Origin of the sequence: Cytobacillus gottheilii (assembly GCF_900166665.1) — a bacterium.
GTDB classification, from domain to species: Bacteria; Bacillota; Bacilli; order Bacillales; family Cytobacillaceae; genus Cytobacillus; species Cytobacillus gottheilii_A.
Genome location: NZ_LT800494.1, coordinates 1,848,061 through 1,874,678, shown reverse-complemented (window position 1 = coordinate 1,874,678; position 26,618 = coordinate 1,848,061). Strand labels below are relative to the sequence as shown.

Sequence of the window (26,618 nt, the reverse complement as noted above, 5' to 3'; positions counted from 1 at the left end):
AAATACTGATTTTATATGGACACCTGACAATTTGTTGGGTGTCTTTTTGATTTGTTTAAGAATCTTTTTATGGGTACTTATCTTCTAAGTTTTCTCCCTCTCCTTTTTCTTAGGATGATGAGTACCAATAAAAAGATTCTCTAAAAAGGAGGATAAATATTATGGAAACTGGCAAAAAGCCTTGTTCAAAATGCACAACGCCTAAAAGATTGGCTGAATTTTATAAATCATATAGTCCACTTGATGCAGATGAGCGTTTAAGAATTTGCAAATCTTGTGTTCAAGAAATGGTTGATATTAATAATATTGAAAGTTTAAAGAACATGCTGAGGATGTTAGACAAGCCATTTGTAGCTAGTCTGTGGCAATCATCGCTTACACAAGGTAGTCCAATCGGTTCCTATTTTAAGCTGATAAACATGAAGGACTTTCGTCACCTCACATGGGCAGATAGCATGAATGATAGTGAAATAAAGCAACACACAGAAAATAAAGCACCTGTTCCCTCCTCTTCTGTTGACGTAGTGGAAACTGATGTTCCGCTAGATGAACTAAAGGAATTAAAGGAAATTTATGGACATGGATACCCAGATGAAGAATATATTCTATTCGAGAAAAAATTTAGAAAACTAAAACCAAGCTTCCAACTTCCTACAACTATGCATGAAGAATATTTGCGTGAGTATTGCGTTAATAAGGTAAAAGAAACTTTGGCTAAATCTAAAGGTGAATTCAAAGAAGCAAAAGAATGGTCAATTATGGCTAAAGAAGCTGCGGAAGCAGGAAAACTTAAACCCTCTCAGATGAGTAAAGCTGATCTATCTAAGGGGCTAGATGGCTTTGGGCAATTATCTAGGATGGTTGAAGAACATAGGGACATTATTCCTCTTCTCCCTAAGTTTACAGAACAGCCAAAAGATAAAGTTGATGTTACTTTGTGGCTGTATGTCAATTATATTCGTGATCTTGAAGGTTTACCGGAAGCAGCATATAAAGATATTTACGAGTTCTATGAAGTAAGAAGACAAGATTATGAATCTCAAGAATTGGATTCTTCTCCTGAAATGCAGGTGAATGAAGAAGATGAGTAGCTACAAAAATTTCCAAGATGATAATTTTAAATTCACTAAAGAATCTTCAAGGTTAGTAGCTGACAATCCTGCATTCAATAGTCAAGTTAAAATTAGTGACTTAAAGAAAGACAGTTTTGAAGATAACTTTGAAACTTGGGTTGAGTTTTTACAGTGGGCTAGATGGTTTCCAGACCTTTTTTATGACCTAATTAAGCCAGAAAAAGGTGGAATGAGACTTGATTTAGATCAGCGTGTTTTTCTTCGATGCATGAGTAGATTTGTCAGCACTTATGGAGTATTCCCTCGTGGATTTGGTAAGACAATGCTTGAGTTAATGTCAATTTACCATACTTGCATTTTCTTTGCTGATATAAATGTGGCTATGTCGGCTCAAACAAAAGAAAATGCTGCTTCAATCAGTGAGGACAAACATAAGGAACTTATGAAAAAGTTCCCCCTTCTTCAAAATGAAATAGTTAAACCTAGTTTTTCTAAGGACAGCGCTGAGGTAATTTTCAAATCTGGTTCTACTTATTCCATTTTAGCAAATGCTCAAAGTACAAAAGGTCAGCGTAGACACAGGCTGAACATTGAAGAATCTGCCCTATTAAATAATGAATTATTTAAAGATGCTCTTGAACCCGTTGTTAACGTTCCTAGAAGAACCATTGGTGAAATGTCAGTTATCAGTCCCTTTGAACTTAATGGGATGATTAACTTTGTAACCACTTCAGGATATAGAGGCTCAGACGAATTCAACCGTATCTTAAATATGATTAAGGAAACGGCAAACCTTAAAGGAAAGATGGTTCTTGGCGCAAGTTGGGAGCTACCGTGTCATTATGGTCGTGGAGAAACTAGAAATCAATTGTTAGCAAAAAAGAATGACCCTACCACTTCTGCTACTGCTTTCGCAATGAACTATGAAAGTAAGTGGGTTGGTGCTACAGACGGTGCTCTTGTTAATATATCTAAATTATTAAAGATTAGAACAATCGATAAACCAGAGTTAAACTGTCCAAAAGACAAACGGGGCAACTTTGAACTCAATGAATATATTTTTGGAGTTGACGTAGCACGTAGTAACTCTCAAAGCAACAACAAAACAGCAATCGTAGTGTTAAAGATTATTAGAAATAAAACAGGTACAATTCGTCAAATTCAGGCTGTAAATATTGTTGAACCCCCTAACGGTCTTAGCTTTAAAGAGCAAAGTTTGATGGTCAAAAGGCTATTTTATGCGTATGGCGGTAACTCGGACATGTTCAAATCTAGAGTTAAGGCAATAGTAGTTGATGGAAACGTAATTGGTAAAGGCTTGATTGACAGGCTATTAGAAGATCACACAGACCCAGATACAAATGAGGAATTAGGATGTTTCGACACTATTAATACAGACCAGAAGCCCGATGTCTCTCCAGCAATTGAAGTGGTATATGATTTGACTGCACAGGGTATTAATGGAGAGATTATTCGCACATTTATTGATTATGTTGAAACAGAAAAATTAAAGTTATTAAAAATAAATGATGATATTAAGGGTAAATCCGTCAACTCTAACGTCAACTTAGAGGAAGATAAAGCAAGAATACATACTCAGTATTTAATAGATGAGATTTCTAACTTGAAGTTAGAATCAACTCAAAAGTCAATTACTGTAAAGCAGGTCTTAAAGAAGATAGATAAAGATAGATATTCAGCTTTGGCGTATGCTCTTTATTACATATTTTTATTTATGGAAAAAGAAGAAACCGAGGAAGTCTATGACCTAGATGATGATCTAGTTTATTTCTAAAACAGGGGGTGAAACAATGACAGAAACAATCAAAATTGACCAAGAATCTGAAGAGTATCAAAGGATGATAAATGATTATCAAGATTATACCTCTACTTTTGTAAGTGGATTTGTCAGTAATCTATTCTCGCAAGGAATAATCACTGAAGTTGATGCTGAAAAGTTAAAACAATATTTTGCTAGTCCAGATACTTTTCAAAAAGAAATTGAAGATCTAGCACAGTATTATTATATCTCTTCTGCTGAAATTCATCAGTTGTTTGAGCTAATAGAAGCCTTACCTACTCTTAACTATAAAGTAGATTCGCATGATAAACCTAAGAACAATGACAAGTACATTGGTATTATAAATAAATCACTCCACAAAGTTAAACATAAACGATTAACGAGGGATTCTATCAAACAAGCTGCAACCGCAGGCACATTTATTGGCATTTGGCTTGGAGATAAGACAAACCCCTACCCTTATATATTTGATGATATGAAATTAGTCTTCCCTGCTTACCGAAAAAATGGCGATTGGCAATGCGTAATTGATTTGGAATACTTCTCAAAACTTACTGAAGAATTCCGTAAAGAACAATTGATGAACCTCTCCCCTTTCGTAACTCAACAAGATTATGACAAATATCAAAAAGATATAGTTAACAATAAATATATAGAATTGCCTCAAGATAGAACATTTATTTTGAGAACAGGAACTCTAAAAAGAAACCAAGGACTTGGGACTTCATGGGTTACAGCAGGACTATTTGATGTTCAGCACAAGAAAACTCTAAAAGATGTTGAGCGCTCCATTGCAAATAAAATAATAAATGCCGTAGCAGTTCTAACAGTCGGGGTAAACGGCAACGACAAGTACAGTGATTTAACAAACTTAAAGTTACCTAAACCTGTTAAGCAAAAGGTTCACTCTGGCGTAAAGGCAGCATTGGAAAAGAACAACAAAAGTGGAGTAACGGTTGTTACAATACCTGACTTCGCCAAATTGGAATTTCCAGACGTCAAAGCCGATGGTCTTGACGGTAAAAAGTTTGAGCACATCAATGGAGATATTCAATCTGCATATGGATTGTCTGGTTCAATTCTAAATGGAAATGGCGGTAACTTTGCAACCACAAAGATAAATCTTGAAACAATTTATAAAAGAATCGCAGTATTACTTGAAGATGTTGAACAGGAGATTTATCAAAAACTAATAAATTTAGTCTTACCTTCTAGTCAAAAGGACAACTACTACATCGCTTATGACAAAGAGCCTCCTCTCTCATTAAAAGAAAAGGTTGATATCTTGTCAAAAATGAATGATAAAGGTTGGTCTACAAAGCATGTCATTGATAATGTAGCAGGAATTTCATGGGAGTCGTATCTGGAACAAACCCTTTATGAGACCGATGAGCTTAAATTACAGGATAAGATTAAGCCTTATAAGACTAGTCATACAATGAATGGTGAAGAAGCCGGAAGACCAAGTAACGAGAATCCAGACAATGAGAACACCATTAACTCTTTGACTACAGGTGGAAATGATATTCCATCTTAATCTATTAGTCGCTCTTTAAAGGAGGTGAGATATTGGATAAAAAGAGACATTTATTTGAGATACAACTAAATGCAATTTACGATTCAGACAACCCTACTAAAAAAGACTGTGAGTTTATACTTCATGGTTTTGACATATCTCACAACTATGCTTTTATCACTAAAGAGACTGCCGGAAAAACATTACATACTTTAAAGGGTATGCCTATTGTGGCGAGATACCATAAAAAATCAGAACCTAATGCAAATGATGATGCACTTGGGAGTCATGAAATGTATTTAGATACTGATCGAACTACTGGTGATGACATTGTTGCTATGGGAACTGTTCCTATTGGTGTTTTTACTGAAGATGCCTATATAACAACAGTGACAGACAGCGAAGGAAATGAAAAAGAAGTAGTTGCTGGTAAAGGAATATTATGGGCCTCTAGATTTCCAAATGTAATTGGTCTATTAAAAGAATGGGTCGATGAAGGAATTCCTGTTGTTTCAAGTATGGAAATACTATTTGACAGTTATAAAGTCGAAGAAGGCATTACTGAAATATTGAGTTATGTTTATGAAGGTCATTGCATTCTGAATTCTCAAGAAAGAGGAAATCATAAGAAGGTATATCCTGCTTATGATGAATCCAAGCTAACAAAATTAGTTGCTCAAGCCATTGAATTAGAGAACAAACAATTGAGTAACAAGGAGGTTGAAAAAGTGGAAAAGTTTAAGAAAGTATTTGAATTATCACATGATGACATTCGTTCATTATTATATTCAGCTTTAGATCCTACTTTAGAAAATGCATATTCATATATTGTAGATGTCTATGATACTACTTTTGTTGCTAATATTTATAGCTATTCTGAAGGAAATGAGTATGATAAATATTTTAAATTCAATTACGTTAAAGAAGAAAATTCAGTAACTATTGATTTCGATACTAAGAAAGAAGTATTTCTGAAACGTAATTGGGAAGAAGTTGTTCCTGAAGAAGTACAGACACAACTTAACGAAAAAGATCAAAAAATTAATGATCTTGAAACACAATTAAATTCTGTATCAGAAGAAAAATCTGGTCTTGAGACTCAGTTTAATGATGTTAGTGAAAAGCTAGTTCAATTAAATTCTGTTGTAGAAGAGTTAACTCCTTTCAAAGAGCAGGTAGAACAAGAAAAGTTTGAAAAAGCGCTCAATGAAAAGAAAGAGTTTTACTCTGCTAAGTTCAGTGCTTTAAAGGCTGCAGAGAAATTTGAAACAGAAGAAGTTCAAGGATTAGTTGAAAAGACAGTCTTTGATAATGAAGAAGGTAAAAATGCAATTCTTCAATTAAACTCTATGCTTGTTGAAATGGTAACTGTTGAAAAAGAAACTAAAAATGAAGAACCTGTAATCAGAGAATTTTCTAGCAAGCGTGAAAACCTTATCCCTGCCGGTAAAGACTTTGAAAGCAGATTTTCAATTTAAACAAATTAATTATTAGGAGGAAAATAACATGGCAAGTCGTATTTTAAAAGCTTTACAAGAAGTTGGAACTCATGCAGTAGGAAATTTAAATAGTCTTAAGGTTAAAACAGTAGCAAACGGAGCACTTATTGAAGGTGCAGATGTAGATAACTTTACATTGGTTGAATTAGGATTTAATGCAGATGGTGAGCGTGTTGCAAAACAACTTTCTGCTGTTGACAAGAAAGCATATTTAATTGCTGCTCCAGAAACTCGCTACCTTGGCGAAGCGATGGCTGATTTCTATAATGCAGTTGGAGACCGTGCAAGAATCGTAATTCTTGAAGAAGCTTATACTCGTTTTGATACTTCTGCATTTACTGGTACACCTGAGAATGGTAAATTTGCTCACTTTGACCCTGTAACTAAGAAATTCTTAATTCATGATGGTGCTCATGCTGATTATGCTACTGCATCTGCTAAATTCCTTGTTGTTTCTAATGAAGATGATATGGAATACACTCTTGGCGCACCAATGGTTCGTCTTGAAGTAATCGAAGCTTAATTAAAAATAAATTACATAGAAGGAGTTAATTGAAAATGAAATTAGACAATCTTAAATTAAAAGGCTTATTTAGCCGTGTTTACAACAGCAAAATGGAAGAAACTGATTCTGCTGATATTAAAGCTTATATTACAAAAGTATTCGGTGATGGTTCTGCTAACCCAGATCCTTCTATGCTTCACCAATTCAACCAACTTGTAGTTGAAACTGCTGATGAAATTGCAAAACCAATGGTAACTAACCTTCTTAGCATTTTTGCTAATGTTGATTCTGAAACTCGTGGGAATATTAAAGAATTAAAAATCCCTCAAAAGAACAAAGCTAAAGTTGTTTGGTCTGCTACTGGTTCAGGTGTAGATTTAGTTCGTGTAGAAGGTAAAAAGTCTATTTTTGCTGTACCTGCCCACCTATCTACTGGTTTCTACTATGAGCCACTTGATCTTGTTAAGGAATCCGAGGAGTATTTCCGCAAATTAGTTAATGATGTTGCTAACGCTAAAGTACGCCTTTACCTTGATAAAATTAATGCTTTAACTGCTCAAGCAATTGCAAGTGGAAAAATCCCTGCAGCTAACGTTAAAACTGGATCTAACATCACTATTGCAGAATTCAATAAAGTAGCTTCTGTTCTTCAACGTTATGGTGGTCGTCCAGTGTTCGTTGGTGACTCTTTGCTTATCGACTACTTTGCAATGCAACAAGCTACTGACAGCACATTCAAGAATCTTCTTACAGACGGCATTAAGGATGAGTTGTTAACTGCTCTTAACCCTACTCGTATTGCACGTACTACTGCAGTAAACCTTGTTAACCCATTCACAGATGCTTCTAACTCTAAAGTTGAACTTCCTGTAAACAAAGGTTACATGTTTGCTGGTGGAGTTGAACAAAAACCATTCTCTGTAATCGAGTATGGTGGATTACGTCAACAAACTGAACAAGATATCGAAGACGAGCGTGTGAAAATGAAAATTACTCAAGATGTTTCTATCAACCTTGTATTTGGTGAAGCAATCGGCGTCATCGAAGAGCAAGCTGCTGTAAGTTTATAAAAAATAAATTAATACATTAGGCGATAGGATAATTCTTATCGCCTATTAAGGATATTAGGAGGAGATTTTAAAATGGCAGATAAAATTAAATTGGCAAGACATAGAAATACTTCTTACTTTGTTAAATATGATGCAGATGGTTCAAATCGTCAATGGTCTTGGGCTGGAAGTCGAAATGGAAAGATTGACATTAAAGCAGTCCCTAAAGAGGTTGTAGAATGGCTACAGATGAATAGTATCTGCTTCGACAAAGGTGAATTGGTTATCGTTGAAGATAATGAAGAAACAAAAGAAGTTAAAGATGGAATTGTTGAAATTGAAACATATGAGAATAACACACACTCTAAAGAAGAAATTGAATCTCTTTTAACTGGAAATGTCAATAGAATGAAGAAAGAGCTTGGAAAGATTACTGTTGATGCTGAAAAACAATTTGTAATCGAAGTAGCTTCCACATTTAAAGACGACCTAACCAAAGGGAAATTAGATTTCTTATCTGAGTGGATGGGTGTAGATTCTGACATCTTATTCGGCTAAGGGGTGAATGTAAATGACCTCTTATGACGCTATTTGGCAGACATTCTTAAACAACTGTAAAGTGTCTGATATTGATTTACCTCAAGAGCCTGAGAAAATCTATGAGCAGATTAGAAACGCTGCAATGTACTTTAATAATCGACTAAGAAAAGGAATAGTTTGCGATGATGCAACTGAAACATTGAACCAAGAATTATCAGATGATGATTTGTTAATTCTAGCAAACTACATTCGTCTAATTTTCTTGATTAATCAAAGAACCTACTTTGAGTCACTGTGGCAACCCTTCTCTAGTGATGTAGGATTAAGAAATTTTAGCACTCAATTAAGATCATTAAACACCTCTATCTATGAACAAGAAAGAATGATTGATACTCTTATTATGTACACAGAGGAGGATTTTCTATGATTGATATTAAAGTGAAAAATCCTCATTCTAATGAATTAGAAAGCTTTTATACATATTGTTCAAGGTTGAGTAAGCGAAACAATTCTGTGCTTTATTTGCTTGAATCTTATTTAGGCAGAAAATTGTTAGAAGATCCTCAACTCACTGAGATTAGAGATATTTTATTGACTGTTAGTGCTGATATTACTAAACTACACAATCTGTTAGTCATCGAAAGTGGTGAAACAGATGAAGGATTATAGTAATTATCACGGCTTAAATGATCATGAAAAGCTAACTCACGATGGTTTACTGCTACTTCAAAAATCACTAAATGGATTTGAAGGTTATGATGCATTAATCAATGATACAGTTGAGGCGAAAGTTTTAATGTATCAAAAATGGGATGCTAACAGTGAAACCAAGAAAGTAATCGGTCATATCTCAGATATTGTTCAAGGTAATATTCTTAAGATTGATGGGCTGAATTGGTTGATCACAACCTTCCCAGAAGATAATAAGGTTTATAGAAAAGCAGAGATGAAACTATGCAATGCCCTCTTCCCTATTACTTCGGATAAAATTCCAGATTTATTGAGAGATGAAAATGGCAATTTAATTCGTGATGACTATGGGAGACCTATCCCTATTGAGTCTGGTGGAGAAAAAAAGTTAGAACCTTGTGTAGTTGAAACTCGCCCTGCTCTAAGCCAACAAACCGAACAAATTAGATTACCGGAAGATAAAATCCTAGTTACTTTAAGATATCAAGAGAGCAAATCATTGCAGATAAATAGTGAGTTTGATATGTATAATTCTAGATTCAGAATTATCTTCACGGACTTCTCCAAAGTTATTAATGGTGTCGGAGTAATGACATTGACTGGTGAAAGGTTGGTGAACTAAGTGGGAATGTTTGACGATATTAAAAAAACATTTGAAGTAATTTGGAATGACGAAGAATTACATAGGCTCCTACACTATCTTCCAAAAAACAGAGCATTGAATATTCCTGATCCACTAGACCCCAGCCTTCCCAATATTCTCGACATGAATCCATTAGAGCTTTATGAGCTACAAGACGAACTCATTAAGAAAACTCCCAAAAGTGACGATCTAGCAGATAAGAAAATTTGCCGTCTATACATCTACCTTGGTAACAGAATGCCAGCAGCACATTTTAGAAGCTTCCATACGGTTACTCAAGAGATTCACTTTGACATCATATGTCATGAGGACTATGAAAATGGCGACTTTAGGAGCAATAGGATAGCAGATCGAATCAATGATTTATTTGCTCTGAATAGGATTAGTGGACTGGGTAAAACTGATTATTCACGAGGTAATTTAGTTAGAGTTCCTGCTCAATATGTTGGATATGGACATGTGTTTGAGTTTGGAGGAACAAAGTCATGATGGACATGAAAGAGTTTTACATACTTGGTCTACCTGTCGACACTCCAATTGGACATTGTACCTTTCTCAAAGTCAAAGATTATCCAGACTACTTCATGCCATTGCAAATAGTTGGATTAACTAAAAATCACATCGTTAGTAAATATTCTGAGTTAAATAAAGACGGTTCTCTCGATGAGTTTATGGTTGAACTTAGAAATTCGGATATGTTTGAGATAGCAATGGGAATTCCTGAAATACATGAAGCTTATTTGAAACTATTCATTAAGCTTTTCAATGATGAGAACATCCTACTTGAAGTTACTAAGGAAAACTTTGACTATTATCGCAAATTAGTTATGACAATGAATTGCCTTAAAGAAGAGGTAATAAACCCTAACCCAGAAATACAAGCAGCCATAGAAAGAAGTCGAAGAGTGAAATCTCAAGAAGGTGAAAAACTTGAGTTCTCTGATATTGTAACAAGTGTAGTTGGTTATAACGGTCTTACTTATAGTGATATAAACGAGTTTTCACTGTATCAGTTATATATGACTTATTACCGCATTGCCCAGTTTAAGAATTATGATACTACTACCCTTTTTGCTACAGTGTCTGCTGACAAAATTAAGATTGACAGTTGGAGCAAGCATATCAATCTTTATGAAGATGAAAAATATGCAATAACTCAAGACGAGTTTAATAATGCAATAGGAACTACTGTAAACGACTAATTAATTTAGTCGTATTTTTTTTATTCTATATTAGGAGGAATAACACAAATGTCCAAATTATTAATCATTGATACTGCTGATGTAACAATCAAAAGAAAATCAGATAACCATTTATTCGCATCGGCTGAGGCACAATTAGCTTCTATCAGTCAGTCACTTGGAATTAATGAAAAAATCTACGGTGGAATCGGAAACAAGGCTCTTGCAATTATGAAGGGACAAAAAGATGTAACTACTACAATCCGAAATGCCTTTTATGATAAAGAATTTTTGGCGATGACACAAGGTGTATCTGTTGAAGAAGATGGCGCTGCGACAATTTATAATCGTGAAAAAGAGCTTACAGTTGTTGATAATGTGGGTCAACTTGAGGTAACAGTTACTGGAACTCCTGTCGGCACAACTGCGCATGTGGTAAATGGCAAAGGAGAAACAGAACAAGCTACTTTAACTGAAAAAGTAGTAGCGATTCCAGATGGTCACGCATTAGCTGGAGAAATGGTAAGCGTTGTTTATCAAGAAGCAGTTACTGGCGATATTGTAGAATTAGAATCTGATAAGTTTGGAGAGGCATTCACTATTGAATACCATACAATTGGATTTGATCCAGCTACAAACAAAGTGGTTAAAGATATTTACATTCAATTAGACCACGTTGTTCCAAACGGAGATTTTGAATTAGCACTAGAAAATGGAACTGCTATTGCACCTGAGTTTGTTTTCGATTGCTTAACAGCTCCTAACTCCAGTAAGATTGGTCGTATTATTGAAGTTGACCGTGTTTAATTATAAATAAATTAACCTTTGAGTAGGCGGACTCCCCTCCCCTACTCTATTTTTTTTAGTTTCATAAAATCACAATTTCATATGAATAAAAGGAGATGTTTAAAAATGTCAAAGAAAATTACTTTAACTGATATTAAAAATGATAATAAGGCTTACTCTCAAAAGAAACGTGTAGAACTGTCAGATGATTCTCATGTATTTATCTATCCGCACTTCTCCCCTACTAAAATGGCTGAACTAAGCAAAGAATTAGCCACTGATGCTATCCGTGCAAAAGAAGCTGGAATTGATTTTGAGAAGATCAATTTAACTGACTGGTCACTGTACAGTATTATTTACAAATTTGCCGATCTAGGTATTCCAAGTGAAATTAAGAAAAAAGTCCAAGCTTTCCAACTATTAGTTGACTGGAAACACTTTGGTGACTTGATTGAAGCATTCCCTAAAGAAAGCATTAAGGAATTTGAAAATTACTTTATGAGATTCCAACAAGGAGTTTTTGAAGTTTTAGATAGAGATAAAGAAAATTTATCCACTGAAAAAGTTGAAAATATTGTTTTAGATGTGCAAGACAATCTAGTTAATTAAACGGAGCTGATCCCCTTGCCTACTATAGATTTCAAAGACTTAGATAAATATGTGAATAGATTAGCAAAACAAGCAATGTCTAAAGGTAGCGCAACTAAGAACGCTGTTATCAATGAAGGAAAGAAACAGGTTGATCAGACCGTCTATACGTATACACCTAATCAATATGATCGTACTGGAAAGCTAAGAGAATCATGGGAAGTTGAAAGTACTGCAGATGGGATTGCAGTTTTTAATACTCGTAAAGATGAAGAAACAGGTAAAGACATTGTTGATACAGTTGAATATGGTCGCAATTATGATTATACAGGATATGGTTATGATTATGAAAAGCCACGCCCATTCATCCAAAACACGAAGAAAGTATTGAATGGCAGCAGTAAATTAACTAATGCGCTCAAACAGGATCTTAAATCGCTTGGTGCTGATATTGAATAGAAATAAATTACTTCTAGGAGGTGAATGTTATGGGAAGGAAAACGGTATATAACAGAATTTATAATGAAGCAGATTGGAACGAAGTCAATCCTCAGAATAAACAATTACTCCAAGAATGGAAAACTTACTTAATGTCTACTGACAAATCAGAAGGAACAATAAAGCAATATGAGAATGATATGCGTATCATATTTATTTTTCTCCTTAAGAACTGTGGAAACCGATTTATTGGAGATTTAAATAAGCGTGACATTATTGCCTTCCAAGGTTATTCAATTAATGCTTGGAGTCACAGTTCTAACAGGACAAGACGTATTAAATCTTGTTTAAGCAGTCTTTGTAACTTTATTGAGAATATCATGGATGACCTCTACCCTGACTTTAGGAATATTGTTAACAAAATTGAATCTCCACAGAAAAAACCTGTCCGAGAAAAAACAGTCTTATCAAATGAGCAAGTTGAAATGGTGTTAAAGACATTGGTTGATAGTAATCAATATCAGAAAGCTTGTGTATTTGCTTTAGCTGCTAACTCTGGAGCAAGGTTGAGTGAATTAGTTAGATTTAAAGTGAATTTCTTTGAGGAAAAGAATTTGATTAACAATGCTTACTATAAGACTCCAGAAAAGGTCAGAATTAAAGGGCGCGGAAAAAATGGGGCTGAGAAGCACAAATTTGTACTGAAGAACGGCTTCCGTGAATACTTCGACTTATGGATGGAAGAACGTGAACGCTTAGGAATACATAACAATGAGATTTTCGTAACAAGAAGAAATGGAGAATGGATTCCAGCAACTGACACTACCCTTCAAAGTTGGAAATTGCAGTTTTCTAAGATTCTTGAAACAGATTTCTATTTCCATAGTATGCGACACTATTTGACTACTAAACTTAGAGCAAATAATATACCGGATAAAATTATTAAGGATTTCTTTGGTTGGGAGTCCATTGATATGATCGAAATTTATGATGACAACGAAGCCGAAGATGACTTTGCTAAGTTCTTTACTGAAAGTGGAATTAAGAAAGTTGAAAAGAAAGCTTTGGATGAAATTTAAATTAATAAAGTTTCTAGGCAATCAACACTTGTTGGTTGCTTTTTTGTATTGGAGTGAAGAATATATGAAAGCTATTTCACCTCTTGAACTAATTAAAGTGCTTCAAGAGTATTATATAAAATATGACAAAGTGCCTAGTGTAGATGAAATTAATAATGACAGTAATCTTCCTAGCCAATCCCCTTTTATATCTAAGTTTGGCTCATATAAAAATGCTTTAAAGGCGGCTGGACTATACGAATTGAAAAAGGACAATAAGAGAAAACATGGTGATTATTCAGACGAGGCTTTATTAGAAAAATTAAGAATCTTCATCTCTTCAAAAGAAAGAATACCTTACAATAACGAGGTCAGAATTGGAATGTCTCCCTCCTTAAGTGTTTACGAAAGAAGGTTTGGTAGCTATTACAATGCCTTAAAAATGATCGGATATGATATTGGCATACAAAAACAAGCAGACACTGATAGAAAAAGAAAGAGCATGCTAGAAAAATATAAGGAACTTGCTGCTTCATTGCAAAGAACTCCAACTAGCAGAGACATAGCTAAGGCTAAAAAAGACGGTTTTGGATACTCTGTAAAAGCATACACTGATAACTTTGGTAGTATTAATGAATTACAACTTTTAAGTCAGGTGAACCCCACTGTTCTAAGAAAAATAGATAAAGACAAAATGTTAAAAGACTTAGTAAGAATGAGTGAAGAATTAGGAAGATCTCCGTTAATGGTCGAATTACCGAAGTTTAGTAATGTATTCAAAGCGTCAACTTATTTAAATTATTTTGGATCATGGAATAATGCGTTAATAGAAGCGGGTCTAAGCACTAACAAAAGACAATACTATTCAAAAAATGGCGATGCGTGTTTATCCTACTATGAATTAATAATTGCAAATTATTTGTATGATAAAAAATTCAATTATCGTAAAGAGGTTAGGTACTCTGATTATATTGATACAAAAAGAAATTATCGTTTTGATTTTATGGTGGAAAGTAAAGGAGAGAACATATTTATTGAAATCTTTGGAATTGTTGGTAAGGATGATTACTACATTAAGACTGAAGATAAGATCAACTTGTGTAGACAGAGTAATATTCATCTTGTCGAAATCTACCCTACTGATTTCAAGTCTCATTCTATAGATGAAATATTGTCACCTTTGCATGCAACAGTAAAAGATAAAGTTATCGCCTTAGTATAATTAAGTTTATCAATTTGGATCGATCCTAATAATGAGCTTAATTCATTATTAGCCCAAAACATTCAGAGTGCTGACCGTACAATCGGCACTCTATTTTTTTAGAAATGAAATATTTTATTTCTACGTTAACTTATTTTCAATATAAGTAAATTACAATTTATTTTGAATAGCATATTCTTTCTTTGACTAAATCAATTTATTTTCTATTCTCTTTGAATTAAGCAGACCGACTCTCCCCCCCCTTCGGCTGCTTGCTTGAAATAGAATGAATAAAACTCCACGGGATGAGTGTGGAGTTGTTTGTGTTGGACTACTTTATTTGGCACTTTGGTCATTTTTCTTTTTATTAACTTTTTCATCTATAAGTTCTTTAATTCTTTTTTCAAGCATTTCATTAATATCATTTCTAATATTGTTGTAAAATAAGTCATCCTCTTCGGGTTGGCTCTCAGCAACTTTCATAGTCGGAAAGGAAGCGTCTAAAGTTTCATATAAATCTTCAATTTCAAATAAATCTTCTATACTTAAATCTAACGCTCTAGATATCAATACCAAGTGAATATCTTGATGCTGCTTACTCTTATCGAATCTAGAAATTACAGGTTGGTTAATACCTGTCTTCTCTGCTAGTTCAGTTTGTGTCATTTTTCGCTCTTTTAATATTTTATTTAGCTTAGGCTTCACAGTTAGCAAACAAAACACTCCTTTCAGAATACATTATGCACTATTGCATATAGTCAATGCAATTAAATATTGATATTTAAAGATTAAATTAAGATAATTCGATTATACGAATATTTATATTGACTATACATTATTGTATATTGTATTATTAATCTAACAACAAGAGACAACATAATAATACAAAGGAGGAAAACGAGATGAATTATGTAAAAGTCACAGCAGAAGTCGAGTTCCTAGTTCCTGTAGATGCAGAAACGGAAGATTTAGCAGTAATTGAAGCAGGATACAAACTGGATCAAGGTCTGAACATTAAACAGGAAATATCATTAATGTGCTGCCAAGGAAAAGAAACACTGTCACCTATTATGGAATTAGATGCGAAACTCGTTGAGTTCGTAGAAGCACAATAAAGTAGATTATCAGATACATATAGAGATTGTATACAGCAACGGAATTACATAAATGAAATTTCATATCGGCAGATACGCTACCTCTTCCCTGCTTTATCTGCCTTTCTTTTTGAGGAATATAGATTGGGAGATTGGAGGAGTTGCGGGGATGGCGATTGTTGAGGGTCAGAAGGTTAGGGTTAAATGGTCATCTAGCACCAAAAAGTCATTAGAATCACTTGGTTATAATTACACAAAAATGGGAGACGAGTTAGAAGTATCATTTGAACATTTATCTGAGAATTCACATGCAAAAGTAATGATAACATGTGATTGGTGTAACAACGAAAAAATGAAACGCATATGCGATATCGATTTAAATGGTAATCACTTCTGTAGCTCAAAGTGTTATGGTCAATGGAGGTCTAAGTCTGAAGAAGGAAGAAAAGCATCTGATTTATTAAAAACTAAAATCAAAACAAAATGCAAGGTATGCGATAGTGACATTGACAAGATTCCATCTGAATTTAAGGGTCATGGTCTGCATTATTGTTCCCGTAAATGCATGGGTAAAGAAAATGTTTATAAAAACGGTATTGCAAGCACTAAAGACAAAATTGAAACAAAATGTAATCATTGCAACCGCCTATATAAAGTTCATGAATCCAAATTGAAGAGTAATACATGGTCATTCTGCTCAAGAGAGTGTTATTCAGAATTTAGAAGGGTACACTTTATTGGAGACAAGGTACACAATTATCAGGGTATTACTTCTAAGTGTGACTATTGCAATAAAGAAGTTAAAATTACTAAATCATATCAAGAGAATACAAAAAATACTTTTTGTTCAAAAGAGTGCTATTATTCTTATAGGTCTAAATTTTATTCTGGAGAAAATCATCCGCAATTTGGAACGAAAAAGTCTCCAGAACAAATAGAGCAGATGAGATTAAATACCTCTAAGATGATTGCAGAAGGAAGAATTCCACAGACAAGCACGTCAATTCAAATTCTAATAAGGAATACACTTGAAAAACTAGGTTTGTCTTTTGATGAAGAAATTCCAGATAAATACTATGTATTGGACTTTTATGATACTAAGAACAACTTAGCAATTGAAGTTATGGGTGATTATTGGCACGCTAATCCACTAAGATACACTGACTACGATTCTCTTCATGACATTCAAAAGAAAGATATAAAGAGGGACAAATCCAAGAAAACATACTTTAAGAAGAATCGAAACTTGAACATTCTTTATCTTTGGGAGAGGGACATAAACAATAATATTGATTTATGTGAAAAAATAATAGTTAAATATGTAGATACCAAAGGCACATTAGATAATTATCATAGTTTTAACTACTCGCTTATAGACAATAAATTAACACTAAACGAAACAATAATTTTACCGTATTTCATGAGAGCAAATACAAAATACCAGAAGGTTTCAGACATCTAACCCACCTTCCATTCCAATTTTCCCTTTTCAAATAATCGGAATGGAGGTTTATCTCTATTAAAGCTAGGGAAACAAAAAACTAGATTAAATCTATCACTTTTCAACTTTTATGTTATAATTCTATTAATAGAGTCATATACATTTCTCAAACAGTTGAGGAGTGTGTATGATGAAAAAACGTAAAAAGGGTGATATTATGACTTTAGCTGAATTAGAGAGCAGTGTTAGATCTAATAATGCCAAGTATGGCTCAGTTTTGTCTAAATTTGAGAAGACTGCCAAGTCTAAGAATACTGTTAAAGGTAGAGTAAGACCTAAACATCCTACAGAAGCTAAGATTCTTTCTATGTTTTCAAAAAAATAATAGATAGTGACGGTGTATTATTTGAAACTAGACGAAGCAAAAGATAAACTACTATCTTTAAAAGATCAAGAAAAGTATGTTGCTATGGTTCAAACTGCCGGGGTAATAACATCATTATTAGAAACCAAAGGTGTAAAGCCTATAGTTGTTGGTGGGTTATCAGTGGATATCTATACGCAAAATGACTATGCTACTAGAGACATAGATTTCGTTGCTGATGGGTTCCAAGTAATAACAGAAATATTATTAGACGTGGGCTTCGAAAAAGATGGAAGACACTTCTATCATAGAGAAATAGAAGTTGCAGTAGAATTTCCAGATAATTTTTTAGCCGGAGACCCTGATAAAGTTGTTAGATTGCAAATTAGTCCTGATACTTACATAAATATTATATCTATTGAAGATATAATAATGGATAGACTAAGATCTCATTGTCTAAATAATAATGAAGAAGATGAGATTTGGGGTTTCAGGTTATTATTAGCAAATATAAGCAGATTAGATGTAGACTACATGTTTAGAACCTGTGAAGTTGCAAAAGAATCCAATGTACTATCTCAATGGCTTGCTAAACTTGAAGAAGCGCCAGTTGCAGCCGGAGAAGAATAATTTATAGACCTCCTTCCCTAGCGTTGGAGGTCTTTTTCGTTGTGCGGAAATAAGGGATTATAAATTTGACAGAATTGTGATATAATTGGTAGCAAATACCTTTGTGGGTGGTGCTATCATATGGAAGTATTAATGCTTGTAGCTGTTGCTATTATTGCCTACTTTCTAATCAATGGACAGTCTAGTAAAGACAATGACAAACAAATTAAAAACACATTGATTGCAAATCAAAATAAATTATATGCGTATCTCAGAAGCAAAGAAATATACGATTGCAAAAAGTACATTTCAAATGATTATCAGAATGGTATAGTTTTTGATGAGAAAAATAACGAGATACTGTTTATTTCTAAGAAGTTTACCAATGATGATGGTACTTTTGAATATAATTATAATAAATATAAAGCAAATCAAGTCTTTCAATCAGAGATAATTGTTGATGATAAGTCAATATATAAAACTCAAAGAGGCAGTCAGTTATTAGGTGCTGCAGTTGGAGGTTTTGCTTTAGGTGGAATTGGAGCAATAATCGGAGGTCTATCCGGTAACAAAACTAAGGAAACAAAAGTAAGAAGTATTCAACTAAAGGTTTCTATTGCAGACACCTCTTCCCCATCTTATAAAGTTAAGTTTTTATCGAACGTTGACCCTTACACTGGTCAGATTGACAAGAACGGATACTCAACAGATAGTAGTAAAGTCAAAGCAGCATTAAATCATATAGAGCGTTGGCAAGGAATCATGGATATTATAATTAAACAACAGAATAAAGTCGCTAACGGTTAAGGAGTGTCATTTTGGCACTCCTTTTTATTTTGCATAGAAAGGAGTGCTTTTATGAATGACCAATTAAAAATTCGCATAGTAGGAACTTTGAACATTGGTTCGACCATAGGTGAGATCAATACAGCCATTAAAGGTATTGAAAAGAAGGTAAATAAATTAAAGATAAATGTTCAAATGGATGAACGTATTAGTAAAAGCCTTTCTGATTTATCTAAAGCTATGGAGAATCACAAGAAAATAGCGCAAGATTTAAATCGAGTTGTAAAGGAAGAAAAAACTGTTACCAAAGAAGCTGACGGCACAATAAAGGAGAAGATTCGTCAGCATCTCAAAAGTGGTGAAATCATTGATCGAGAAATTAAAAAGACCAACCAACAAACTAAGGCTACGCAGCAACAAGCGCAAGAAACTAGTAAATTAATTGACCAAGTAAACAAGTTAGGCGAAGCGCAAAAGAAAGTAACTAAGCAAAACGCACAAGGTAATTTTTCTGGTGGTTCAGTTAATTACGGTGACAGATTTAAAAATACTACATACAACTATGATCAAAATAATCAAGTTACTAGTCAGAGAACCGTTGAGAATCTAAGACAGCAAGAACTTGCAATTGAAAGAGTTAGACAAAAACTTAATCAATTAAACAATGCTGGAATCGTCACTAACTCCTCCCTATCTAGATTAAGTAACGCCATTAATGGTGCTCAAACAGAGAAAGAACTAAATAGAATATCACAAGCTTTGAGCCGTGTTGATAATAACTCAAAAGCAAGAGAAAAAACGAAGGAATTAGAACATCAATTAAAACTGTATCAACAACAGGCTAAAATTAATGTTCAAAATCTTCAACGCAGATATGGTAGTTCCTTATCTGAGAACGACACAAGAGCATTGAATACTTACTTACAAGTGGTTAACCGTCTAACTACTCAAACACCAAATCTTAATAGGCAAATGCAACAACTGGCAATGAATTATAGAGAAGTCGGTGCAAACGTTCGGGCTGCTACAAGTCATGTAGTTTCTTTTGGACAACAGTTAGCTATAGCGATGCAACGTATACCCCTATGGAGTATAGGGATGTCTTCTTATTATTTGCCGTTGAATGGACTTAAGGATGCTCTTCAACAAATAATTGAGATCGATTCTCAATTAACAGTTTTAGAGAGGGTTTCTAATGGTCAAATTGATATTAACCAGACTCTTCAAGACAGTATTAATCTGGCAAGTGAACTAGGTAATAAAATCCAGCAAGTTAACGAGGGCTTTATAGCCTTCAGCCGCCAAGGTTTCCGTGGACAAGATTTAACATTGATGGCAGAGTATGCGACTTTATTAGGAAATATTTCTGATATGTCAGTCGAGGATTCAGCATCTACTATTACAGCTGCTGTAAAGGGCTTAAATTTAGAGATTGAGGATAGTTTGCACGTTATAAATGCCCTCAACGAAGTAGATAACAATTTCGCGATAGTTTTTGTCGCCTAATACAGTAATGTATTAGTGATAACTCAGTGAACCATATTGCTCATGGGTGTGTCTTTTTAAGATGCTAACGGTGAAACTCTAAGTCCGTAAGGATATGACAATACCGTGCCAAGCTTGAATTTAATAATTCATGAAGGTGTAACGACTAATTGTAGGATGGACAATGAGCTGCCATTCGAAGTGCTGAGTATCCTTAATAATCTCTACTAAGGATAATGAGATAGTCTAAACCCACTTGATATCAAGTGTTAAAGTACATCGAAAGATGGGGTATTTTTGTACAACTCAAGATTTATCTACTGCACTAATGAAAAGTGCCGGAGCTGCAAATGTTTATGGAGTTTCATTAGAAAACACACTAGGATTTGCGACAGCTATTGGACAAGTGACCCGAGAAAGTGGTAAATTTTTGCCCCCTCTATTAGCAATAATAGCAGGTGTATCCTTTAAATTGCTGGAAAGTCCTTAGAGTCAATTAAACTACAACGTAACTAGCAATGGTATGCGTGAATGTTTGAAAATTAATTGAATTGGATAATCAGCAGCGAAACTTCTATAAAAATAGAAGGACGTTCAACGACTATAATAAGGACATCCTACTGGGATGATGGTATAGTCTAAACCCTATAAAATACTGTGAAAACAGGGGTATTATTGAGCATTATCGGGAATTCACTAAAGAGTATTTATTCTAGGCTAACAAGTATCCAGCCTGCTATTGATGGACTGGCTGAGATTGGTGTTAATGTTAAGAACTCTGCTGGAGAAATGATAAGGGTAGAGGAAATTTTGACAAACCTTAGCTCTAAGTGGTCATATCTTTCCAAAGAGCAACAGCAGAATCTGGGATTGCAAATTGCTGGTGAAAATTTTATCTGCCAGCCTAATTGGAAACAGTTAGAAAACAACGGTGTATATCGGTGAAAATCCAGAGGTGGACAATACCGACAGAAACTTCTTTAAAGAAGGACTGCTAGAGACTGCCATCACCCACCCTAACAGATAAGCTGAGGGCGAAGGTACAGTCCGATCTATACTTATAACCTGCAAGACATGAAGGTATAGAGCTAATCAGAAATGATTAGCCGCCAACCCATTTGTTGGTCAGTAACTCTAATAAAGAGTGAAAGTAACAGATATTTGAGATATCAGCTTTCCAGATTTCTCGTGCTTATGGATCAGTTTGAGGAAGCGCAGAAAGCTTCTACATCTGCCCTCGAATCTGAAGGGTCTGCATACAATGAGAACCAAGCTTTTTTAGATAGCTATCAAGCAAAACTTAATCAACTATCTAATTCATGGACAGCTTTTGCTACCACAATGCAAGAAAGTTTTTTAGGCAGTGCAATTGTTGTAGTCAGTGAAGGTTTGGCAGACTTTACAAATACAACTTCAACAGTTGTTGATACAGTTGGTATCCTCCCTCCCCTCTTTGCTATTGCAGGTGGGGCATTTTTAGCTTTAAATAGCCATACTCGAAATTCAATTGTACAAAATGGTCTCCTATCAACAAGTTTAGTTCGCACTGGGGACTCAATGACAATTACTACTGGTCGTGCTAGATTACTACAACAACAAATGTACAACTTAACTCTTGCTGGACGTGCTACAACTGCAGCCATGTCTACAATGGGAACTGTTGCAAATGGAGTCTTTACATTTTTATCTCGTGCGATACTACCTATTGCTGGATTTGCTGCATTAGGAGCTGGAATATCATATGTAACAAATAAATTTGTAGAAAACAGACAAGAGACAAAAGCTGTACAGGATGAAATTGATTCTTTAACCAAATCCTATAAAGATAATGAAACACAAATTGAAGGATTGGTTTCCAAGTATGAACAATTAGACAATCAAGTTAAATCGGGGTCATTATCTGAAACTGATGACGAATATCTACAAACTCAACAAAAGCTTTACGAACTGCTTCCAAGTGTCGCTGAGTCGGTTGATGAAAAAGGTCAGGCGCACTTACGCTCTGCAGATGCTATTCGTCAAGAGTTAGGTTACATCAAAGAATTATCAAGAGTTGATGCAGAAGCTTTTATTACCAACTTTCAATCAAAATTGTCTGATTTAAACAAAGAAATCTCAAATACCCAAAATGAATTAGATGAGATACAAAATCGTCAGGATAGCGATTATCAAGGTATTGCTCCTATATTTGGTCTCCGTGAACGTGCTCAACTTGAAGATATGGCTAATAGTGTCATAGGAAGACGTGATATTGAAGCTAAATTAGAGGAAAGAAAAAGATTATTTCAAGAGCTAGGCAAATCTTATGCTGAATACTATGGAGTACAATCTAGCTTAACTGATGAAGATGTAAAGTATATTGATACTTTAGTTGATAAAAATAGCAAGCTGCTTGATTCTAAAAAAGGTATCAAAGATGTAGAAACTCAAGTTAAATCTTACATAGGTGCTGTCGGAGAAATCCGTAGCGTTTCAGGCGATCTGTTTGATACTAACCGTCTTGAAACAATGGTTAAATACAATCACGACGCTGTAGCTGTGTTCAATGAAATGTCTAATGCAATGAAGAATGGAAACTCGGATTGGGATCAGTACGAAGATAAATTATCGAAGGTTGGAATTAAGAGCAACGAAGTTACTTCTATAATGAATTTGCTAAAGACAGGTGTCGATGAAACTACAGGTTCTACTTTAATATACAGCGATACATCTGAAGAGCTAGTTGATGTTGAAGAGGAAAAAATTTCAGTAATTGAACGCTTAATCGGTTTAAATAGCGACCATGTTGATTCTGCTTATGAACTGATCGGAGCATACCAGCTCCTTTCCCAAATGGAAGGTCGCAGTCAAGAACAAAATGAGCAATTAGCAGATATAACAAGCCAACTTGCGGACATGTACCCGCATCTAGTTAAGGGAAAAGAAGTACATATCGAAGCAATAAACCAAGAAATAAAAGTACAAGATATTTTACTTAAAGCTACCGAAGACCTACTAAAAGGCACACTCACCACTGAACAAGCTAAAACTGTCACTACTGCTATGCAAGCTAAAAAACGTATTGACATCCTTAAGCAAGAATTAGCAGCACAACAGGAAATTGTACGTAGATTTAATGAGATGTCTAAAGAACTTGCAGATAACGCTAACACTCTTGAGCAAGAAAAATTAGCAACTAGAGCGCATCAACGTTCTCGACAATTAACAGAAGACATCAACCTAGAGTTCCCTAACTTTGAAGCACAAATTGATGCAGTTGCCAGTGCAATCGATTATCACGGTAGGGCTAGTGAAGCTGCTAAGAAAGCCAACGAAAAACTCAGCAAGGAATACGAAAACTCAATCTACGTATCCGACAAATTCAAATCAGCACTTGAAGCTCTCAACTTAGAACTCGAACGCCAAGAAGCAATCCAAGCCAAGTTTCCTCAGCACTCAAAAGAGTATCAATCAGCACTAAAGAATGAGCTTAAACTTTTAGAACAAAAGAAGAAATTATTACAGGATCAAGCCAAGTCACTTAACGCACAAATTAGCTCTGGTAAGATTCAACAAACAGGTATCATAACGCAATCTGCTCCCTCCTCTTCCCCATCTACATCATCTGTAGCAACTGGTGGAGGAAACGGTGCAACTATTTGGAATTTCTTTAAGTCTAAAGGTTTCTCTGATTCAATTGTCGCTGGTATCATGGGTAACTTACGTATGGAATCTAACCTTAATCCTAACGCGCTTAATCGTTCATCCGGTGCATTTGGTATTGCTCAATGGTTAGGTGGTCGTAAGAATTCCTTAAACTCTTTTGCACGTTCAAGAGGTTCGTCTTCTAGCAATCTGTCTACTCAACTTGATTTCTTATGGCAAGAATTGCAAACAACTGAGAAACGTACTATGAACTGGATTAAATCTAATCCTAACGCTTCTGCATCTCAAATGGCAGCAATGTTTGATAAGTTATTTGAACGTTCTGAAGGCACTCATGTTCCACAACGTCAGCAATATGCTAATCAATACTTAAACCAGTTTGCTGGCTCAGGTGGCTCATATGTTCCTACTGAATCTTCTGCCGATGCATCTAGAGATTATGCTCAACAGTTACAATCAGTTGACCAAGCTAAATCTGAACTTTTACAACTTGAACAAGATATCTTATCCATCGAGTCACAGATGCAACAAGTGTTCATGGATATTATCGATTCACAATTAGCTGCGTTCGACAGAGTAAAGAATCACTATGCTGATGATTTGGCTAAAATTGACCTTATTCAACGTAAGGAAATTTCTACATCTAATGAATGGATTAAGGCTCAAGAACAGAAAGAAACGATCCTAGCCAAACAAGTTGAACAAGAAAAGCAAGCTATTAAATTCCTTGAAGACCAAGTTAAACTCAACAAGGATTTAACTGCATCTCAGAAAGCATTATTAGAGGATAAACTTGTAGACAGATATCAAGAATTGTACTCCTTGGAATCTAACTTAATGGATGAGCGTATTTCAATGGCTGAACAAATTATCGACTCTTACAAGAAAGCTGCAGAAGCTCAAAAGAATGCAGCAATTAAGGTAATTGACGATATTATAAATGGCATCAACGAGGAAGCCGAAGAAGCAGACTATGCGAAGAGATTGAAGGATGCACAAAAGGATCGTCAAGAATTGTTAGACGAAATATCCGAGTTGTCTATAGATGATTCTGATTGGGCTAAGAAACGCATTGCTGAATTAACTAAGGAGCTTCAAGAACAAGATGAGTCTATATTCGATATGGAAGATGAAAAAGCAAGAAATGACCGTATCGACAATCTAAATGAGCAAAAGGAACAGATTGAAACAGACTACGAGAATCTTGTAAATGATGAGCGTAAATTTGCTCAAATGCGTTCTGATATCATCAATGCAAATACTGCTCAGATTAAGAAAGACCTTGATAAGTATTATGCGAATATTAAATCCAACACGAATTTACTTGGCAAGGCTTTGAGTGAGAATCTAATTGACTTAATTAATCAAGCTAATCGCTATCTGAACGGAAAAGAATACAAGCCTATTAAAGTTGCTCAAGCGAGAAATGGCGGACTACTACCTCATTGGGGTAATCAAGGTAAGTCAATGGTTGTACATGAAGGTGAATTGATTACAAAGAAACAAGACGTAAAACCTTTATTGCAATCTATGCAAATGTCAACTAAGCTTGTGGATGCATTAAAGAATATGAAACTTCCATCTATTGTACCTAATATTCCTATGCCTAGAATAAATCAGCCTACTCTTCAAGGGGCAGGTCAATCTGGTGGAATTAATGTGAATGTTTCTATTGGTAACATTAATGGAGACTCTAACTTAAAGTCTACTATGGAAAAGGTTGCAGAGATAACTATTGAGAGGACTTTCAAAGATGTGTTTAATGGCGTTGGAGCAATGGGTGGTAATTTAAGAGCTTAATTATACAAGGAGTCGGTGTAAACCATCGGCTCTTTTATTTTGTTAGGAGGTGAATTTAGTTGATTAAAGAAAGTCTATATTTCTCTTTTGCAAATAGAAAATCAACAGATTTTGGCATATACAATGTCAGTATTACAGGTGGTTTATTTGATGAATCAATAACTGCAGCTAAGTCTGTAAACGAAAGAATTGTACGTGGCAATCCTATCCCCTATTTTATTGACACAACTGAAGAAGCAGTCCCTTTTCAATTACACTTTTCATTCCTAGAAACATGGAACGATAATCAAATTGACGAAGTGATCAGATGGTTAAATGTAGGCTATTACGAACCATTATCATTCAGTGAAAATATTGACAGGGTTTTTTATGCTATGCCAATTGACAGTATTCAATTAATACATAACGGACTAAAGCAAGGATACTTAACTCTAAACATGAAATGCGACTCACCCCGTTCATACAGTCGTGATAAAGTAACTCCTCTATATGAAGTAAGGGGAAGTAAAAAAGTTGAAATTAAAAATCTTGGTCACTATTCCCTCTTTCCTGAAATTTGGATAAATAAAATTGGTGACGGTGATATTGAAATTATAAATTATTCAAATGGCGGACGTTCTACTAAATTTACTAATCTTAAAGACAATGAAAATCTATATATGGACTGCATTAATGAACGGATTGAAACCAACATACCAGACGTATTCAGACACGATGATTTTAATGATGAAGTATTAGAGCTTCCATATGGTAGAAATAGACTTCTTGTCAAAGGGAATGCAAATATAAAGTTTGGATACAGATTCATATTTACATAAGGAGGTGT

28 protein-coding genes are annotated in these 26,618 nt (G+C 34.7%); 27 read left to right on the top strand and 1 reads right to left on the bottom strand.

Annotated features, from left to right (window positions below):
* The first annotated feature begins 161 nt into the window (after positions 1-161).
* The 17 genes from B7E07_RS09140 to B7E07_RS09060 all read left to right on the top strand — a co-directional run bounded on the left by B7E07_RS09140 (position 162) and on the right by B7E07_RS09060 (position 14,589).
* Positions 162-1,091 (top strand): hypothetical protein, encoded by a 930-nt coding sequence (locus B7E07_RS09140; protein ID WP_080845567.1) that lies wholly within the window; start codon positions 162-164, stop codon positions 1,089-1,091.
* Entirely contained in the window at positions 1,075-2,868 is a 1,794-nt protein-coding gene (locus tag B7E07_RS23910) for a hypothetical protein (RefSeq protein WP_139785604.1), read from the top strand. The genes B7E07_RS09140 and B7E07_RS23910 overlap by 17 nt, the downstream gene beginning before the upstream one ends.
* Positions 2,869-2,884: 16 nt before the next feature.
* Positions 2,885-4,411, top strand: coding sequence for a hypothetical protein (locus B7E07_RS09130; protein WP_080845566.1), 1,527 nt, complete (start codon positions 2,885-2,887; stop codon positions 4,409-4,411).
* A gap of 32 nt (positions 4,412-4,443) precedes the next feature.
* Entirely contained in the window at positions 4,444-5,868 is a 1,425-nt protein-coding gene (locus B7E07_RS09125; RefSeq protein ID WP_257391423.1) for a prefoldin domain-containing protein, read from the top strand.
* A 28-nt stretch (positions 5,869-5,896) separates the two neighbouring features.
* Positions 5,897-6,412, top strand: a complete 516-nt coding sequence (locus B7E07_RS09120) for a hypothetical protein (RefSeq protein WP_080845564.1) — start codon at positions 5,897-5,899, stop codon at positions 6,410-6,412.
* Positions 6,413-6,447: 35 nt separating this feature from the next.
* Positions 6,448-7,464, top strand: coding sequence for a hypothetical protein (locus B7E07_RS09115; RefSeq protein WP_080845563.1), 1,017 nt, complete (start codon positions 6,448-6,450; stop codon positions 7,462-7,464).
* Between the two features lie 72 nt (positions 7,465-7,536).
* Positions 7,537-8,001 carry a hypothetical protein gene (locus B7E07_RS09110; RefSeq protein WP_080845562.1) on the top strand — a complete coding sequence of 155 codons (465 nt, stop codon included), beginning with the start codon at positions 7,537-7,539 and terminating at the stop codon, positions 7,999-8,001.
* Between the two features lie 13 nt (positions 8,002-8,014).
* Complete coding sequence (locus B7E07_RS09105) at positions 8,015-8,410, top strand: hypothetical protein (RefSeq protein WP_080845561.1); 396 nt, start codon at positions 8,015-8,017, stop codon at positions 8,408-8,410.
* Complete coding sequence (locus tag B7E07_RS09100) at positions 8,407-8,652, top strand: hypothetical protein (RefSeq protein ID WP_080845560.1); 246 nt, start codon at positions 8,407-8,409, stop codon at positions 8,650-8,652. The genes B7E07_RS09105 and B7E07_RS09100 overlap by 4 nt, the downstream gene beginning before the upstream one ends.
* Positions 8,639-9,295, top strand: a complete 657-nt coding sequence (locus B7E07_RS09095) for a hypothetical protein (protein WP_080845559.1) — start codon at positions 8,639-8,641, stop codon at positions 9,293-9,295. The genes B7E07_RS09100 and B7E07_RS09095 overlap by 14 nt, the downstream gene beginning before the upstream one ends.
* A gap of 6 nt (positions 9,296-9,301) precedes the next feature.
* Positions 9,302-9,805 carry a hypothetical protein gene (locus tag B7E07_RS09090; RefSeq protein ID WP_139785603.1) on the top strand — a complete coding sequence of 168 codons (504 nt, stop codon included), beginning with the start codon at positions 9,302-9,304 and terminating at the stop codon, positions 9,803-9,805.
* Positions 9,802-10,518: a hypothetical protein gene (locus B7E07_RS09085; RefSeq protein ID WP_080845557.1), complete on the top strand. Its 717-nt coding sequence runs from the start codon at positions 9,802-9,804 to the stop codon at positions 10,516-10,518. The genes B7E07_RS09090 and B7E07_RS09085 overlap by 4 nt, the downstream gene beginning before the upstream one ends.
* A 48-nt stretch (positions 10,519-10,566) precedes the next feature.
* Positions 10,567-11,304, top strand: a complete 738-nt coding sequence (locus B7E07_RS09080; RefSeq protein WP_080845556.1) for a hypothetical protein — start codon at positions 10,567-10,569, stop codon at positions 11,302-11,304.
* Positions 11,305-11,409: 105 nt separating this feature from the next.
* Positions 11,410-11,892, top strand: coding sequence for a hypothetical protein (locus tag B7E07_RS09075; protein ID WP_080845555.1), 483 nt, complete (start codon positions 11,410-11,412; stop codon positions 11,890-11,892).
* Between the two features lie 15 nt (positions 11,893-11,907).
* Positions 11,908-12,330, top strand: a complete 423-nt coding sequence (locus B7E07_RS09070) for a hypothetical protein (protein WP_080845554.1) — start codon at positions 11,908-11,910, stop codon at positions 12,328-12,330.
* Between the two features lie 29 nt (positions 12,331-12,359).
* Positions 12,360-13,388: a tyrosine-type recombinase/integrase gene (locus B7E07_RS09065; RefSeq protein ID WP_080845553.1), complete on the top strand. Its 1,029-nt coding sequence runs from the start codon at positions 12,360-12,362 to the stop codon at positions 13,386-13,388.
* A 64-nt stretch (positions 13,389-13,452) separates the two neighbouring features.
* Positions 13,453-14,589 carry a homing endonuclease associated repeat-containing protein gene (locus B7E07_RS09060; RefSeq protein ID WP_139785602.1) on the top strand — a complete coding sequence of 379 codons (1,137 nt, stop codon included), beginning with the start codon at positions 13,453-13,455 and terminating at the stop codon, positions 14,587-14,589.
* 315 nt (positions 14,590-14,904) lie between these two features.
* Here the strand turns inward: B7E07_RS09060 and B7E07_RS09055 are convergent, their stop codons facing one another.
* A complete protein-coding gene (locus tag B7E07_RS09055; RefSeq protein ID WP_257391539.1) occupies positions 14,905-15,273 on the bottom strand; it encodes a helix-turn-helix domain-containing protein in 369 nt (122 codons plus the stop codon).
* A 197-nt stretch (positions 15,274-15,470) separates the two neighbouring features.
* Between B7E07_RS09055 and B7E07_RS09050 the strand changes: the two genes are divergently transcribed.
* The 10 genes from B7E07_RS09050 to B7E07_RS09005 all read left to right on the top strand — a co-directional run bounded on the left by B7E07_RS09050 (position 15,471) and on the right by B7E07_RS09005 (position 26,610).
* Complete coding sequence (locus tag B7E07_RS09050; protein ID WP_080845551.1) at positions 15,471-15,683, top strand: hypothetical protein; 213 nt, start codon at positions 15,471-15,473, stop codon at positions 15,681-15,683.
* A gap of 148 nt (positions 15,684-15,831) precedes the next feature.
* Positions 15,832-17,124, top strand: a complete 1,293-nt coding sequence (locus tag B7E07_RS09045; RefSeq protein WP_080845550.1) for a PDDEXK family nuclease — start codon at positions 15,832-15,834, stop codon at positions 17,122-17,124.
* Between the two features lie 166 nt (positions 17,125-17,290).
* A complete protein-coding gene (locus B7E07_RS09040) occupies positions 17,291-17,488 on the top strand; it encodes a hypothetical protein (protein WP_218970406.1) in 198 nt (65 codons plus the stop codon).
* Positions 17,489-17,509: 21 nt separating this feature from the next.
* Positions 17,510-18,097: a nucleotidyltransferase gene (locus B7E07_RS09035; RefSeq protein WP_080845548.1), complete on the top strand. Its 588-nt coding sequence runs from the start codon at positions 17,510-17,512 to the stop codon at positions 18,095-18,097.
* Positions 18,098-18,217: 120 nt separating this feature from the next.
* Positions 18,218-18,883, top strand: a complete 666-nt coding sequence (locus B7E07_RS09030) for a hypothetical protein (RefSeq protein WP_080845547.1) — start codon at positions 18,218-18,220, stop codon at positions 18,881-18,883.
* 51 nt (positions 18,884-18,934) lie between these two features.
* Positions 18,935-20,368, top strand: coding sequence for a phage tail tape measure protein (locus B7E07_RS09025; RefSeq protein ID WP_080845546.1), 1,434 nt, complete (start codon positions 18,935-18,937; stop codon positions 20,366-20,368).
* Between the two features lie 265 nt (positions 20,369-20,633).
* Entirely contained in the window at positions 20,634-20,837 is a 204-nt protein-coding gene (locus B7E07_RS23905; protein WP_218970405.1) for a hypothetical protein, read from the top strand.
* Between the two features lie 185 nt (positions 20,838-21,022).
* Complete coding sequence (locus tag B7E07_RS09015) at positions 21,023-21,292, top strand: phage tail tape measure protein (RefSeq protein WP_080845544.1); 270 nt, start codon at positions 21,023-21,025, stop codon at positions 21,290-21,292.
* A 249-nt stretch (positions 21,293-21,541) separates the two neighbouring features.
* A complete protein-coding gene (locus B7E07_RS09010; protein ID WP_139785599.1) occupies positions 21,542-25,792 on the top strand; it encodes a phage tail tip lysozyme in 4,251 nt (1,416 codons plus the stop codon).
* 59 nt (positions 25,793-25,851) lie between these two features.
* Positions 25,852-26,610, top strand: coding sequence for a phage tail domain-containing protein (locus tag B7E07_RS09005; protein WP_080845542.1), 759 nt, complete (start codon positions 25,852-25,854; stop codon positions 26,608-26,610).
* Positions 26,611-26,618 lie beyond the last annotated feature (8 nt).

Coding starts and splice junctions, on each gene's coding strand:
- B7E07_RS09075 (WP_080845555.1), top strand. CDS start 11,410: ATGTCAAAGAAAATTACTTTAACTGATATTAAAAATGATAATAAGGCT.
- B7E07_RS09130 (WP_080845566.1), top strand. CDS start 2,885: ATGACAGAAACAATCAAAATTGACCAAGAATCTGAAGAGTATCAAAGG.
- B7E07_RS09050 (WP_080845551.1), top strand. CDS start 15,471: ATGAATTATGTAAAAGTCACAGCAGAAGTCGAGTTCCTAGTTCCTGTA.
- B7E07_RS09140 (WP_080845567.1), top strand. CDS start 162: ATGGAAACTGGCAAAAAGCCTTGTTCAAAATGCACAACGCCTAAAAGA.
- B7E07_RS09095 (WP_080845559.1), top strand. CDS start 8,639: ATGAAGGATTATAGTAATTATCACGGCTTAAATGATCATGAAAAGCTA.
- B7E07_RS09090 (WP_139785603.1), top strand. CDS start 9,302: ATGTTTGACGATATTAAAAAAACATTTGAAGTAATTTGGAATGACGAA.
- B7E07_RS09085 (WP_080845557.1), top strand. CDS start 9,802: ATGATGGACATGAAAGAGTTTTACATACTTGGTCTACCTGTCGACACT.
- B7E07_RS09080 (WP_080845556.1), top strand. CDS start 10,567: ATGTCCAAATTATTAATCATTGATACTGCTGATGTAACAATCAAAAGA.
- B7E07_RS09115 (WP_080845563.1), top strand. CDS start 6,448: ATGAAATTAGACAATCTTAAATTAAAAGGCTTATTTAGCCGTGTTTAC.
- B7E07_RS23905 (WP_218970405.1), top strand. CDS start 20,634: ATGGGGTATTTTTGTACAACTCAAGATTTATCTACTGCACTAATGAAA.
- B7E07_RS09100 (WP_080845560.1), top strand. CDS start 8,407: ATGATTGATATTAAAGTGAAAAATCCTCATTCTAATGAATTAGAAAGC.
- B7E07_RS09110 (WP_080845562.1), top strand. CDS start 7,537: ATGGCAGATAAAATTAAATTGGCAAGACATAGAAATACTTCTTACTTT.
- B7E07_RS09065 (WP_080845553.1), top strand. CDS start 12,360: ATGGGAAGGAAAACGGTATATAACAGAATTTATAATGAAGCAGATTGG.
- B7E07_RS09010 (WP_139785599.1), top strand. CDS start 21,542: ATGGATCAGTTTGAGGAAGCGCAGAAAGCTTCTACATCTGCCCTCGAA.
- B7E07_RS09030 (WP_080845547.1), top strand. CDS start 18,218: ATGGAAGTATTAATGCTTGTAGCTGTTGCTATTATTGCCTACTTTCTA.
- B7E07_RS09040 (WP_218970406.1), top strand. CDS start 17,291: ATGATGAAAAAACGTAAAAAGGGTGATATTATGACTTTAGCTGAATTA.
- B7E07_RS09105 (WP_080845561.1), top strand. CDS start 8,015: ATGACCTCTTATGACGCTATTTGGCAGACATTCTTAAACAACTGTAAA.
- B7E07_RS09045 (WP_080845550.1), top strand. CDS start 15,832: ATGGCGATTGTTGAGGGTCAGAAGGTTAGGGTTAAATGGTCATCTAGC.
- B7E07_RS23910 (WP_139785604.1), top strand. CDS start 1,075: ATGAAGAAGATGAGTAGCTACAAAAATTTCCAAGATGATAATTTTAAA.
- B7E07_RS09120 (WP_080845564.1), top strand. CDS start 5,897: ATGGCAAGTCGTATTTTAAAAGCTTTACAAGAAGTTGGAACTCATGCA.
- B7E07_RS09060 (WP_139785602.1), top strand. CDS start 13,453: ATGAAAGCTATTTCACCTCTTGAACTAATTAAAGTGCTTCAAGAGTAT.
- B7E07_RS09025 (WP_080845546.1), top strand. CDS start 18,935: ATGAATGACCAATTAAAAATTCGCATAGTAGGAACTTTGAACATTGGT.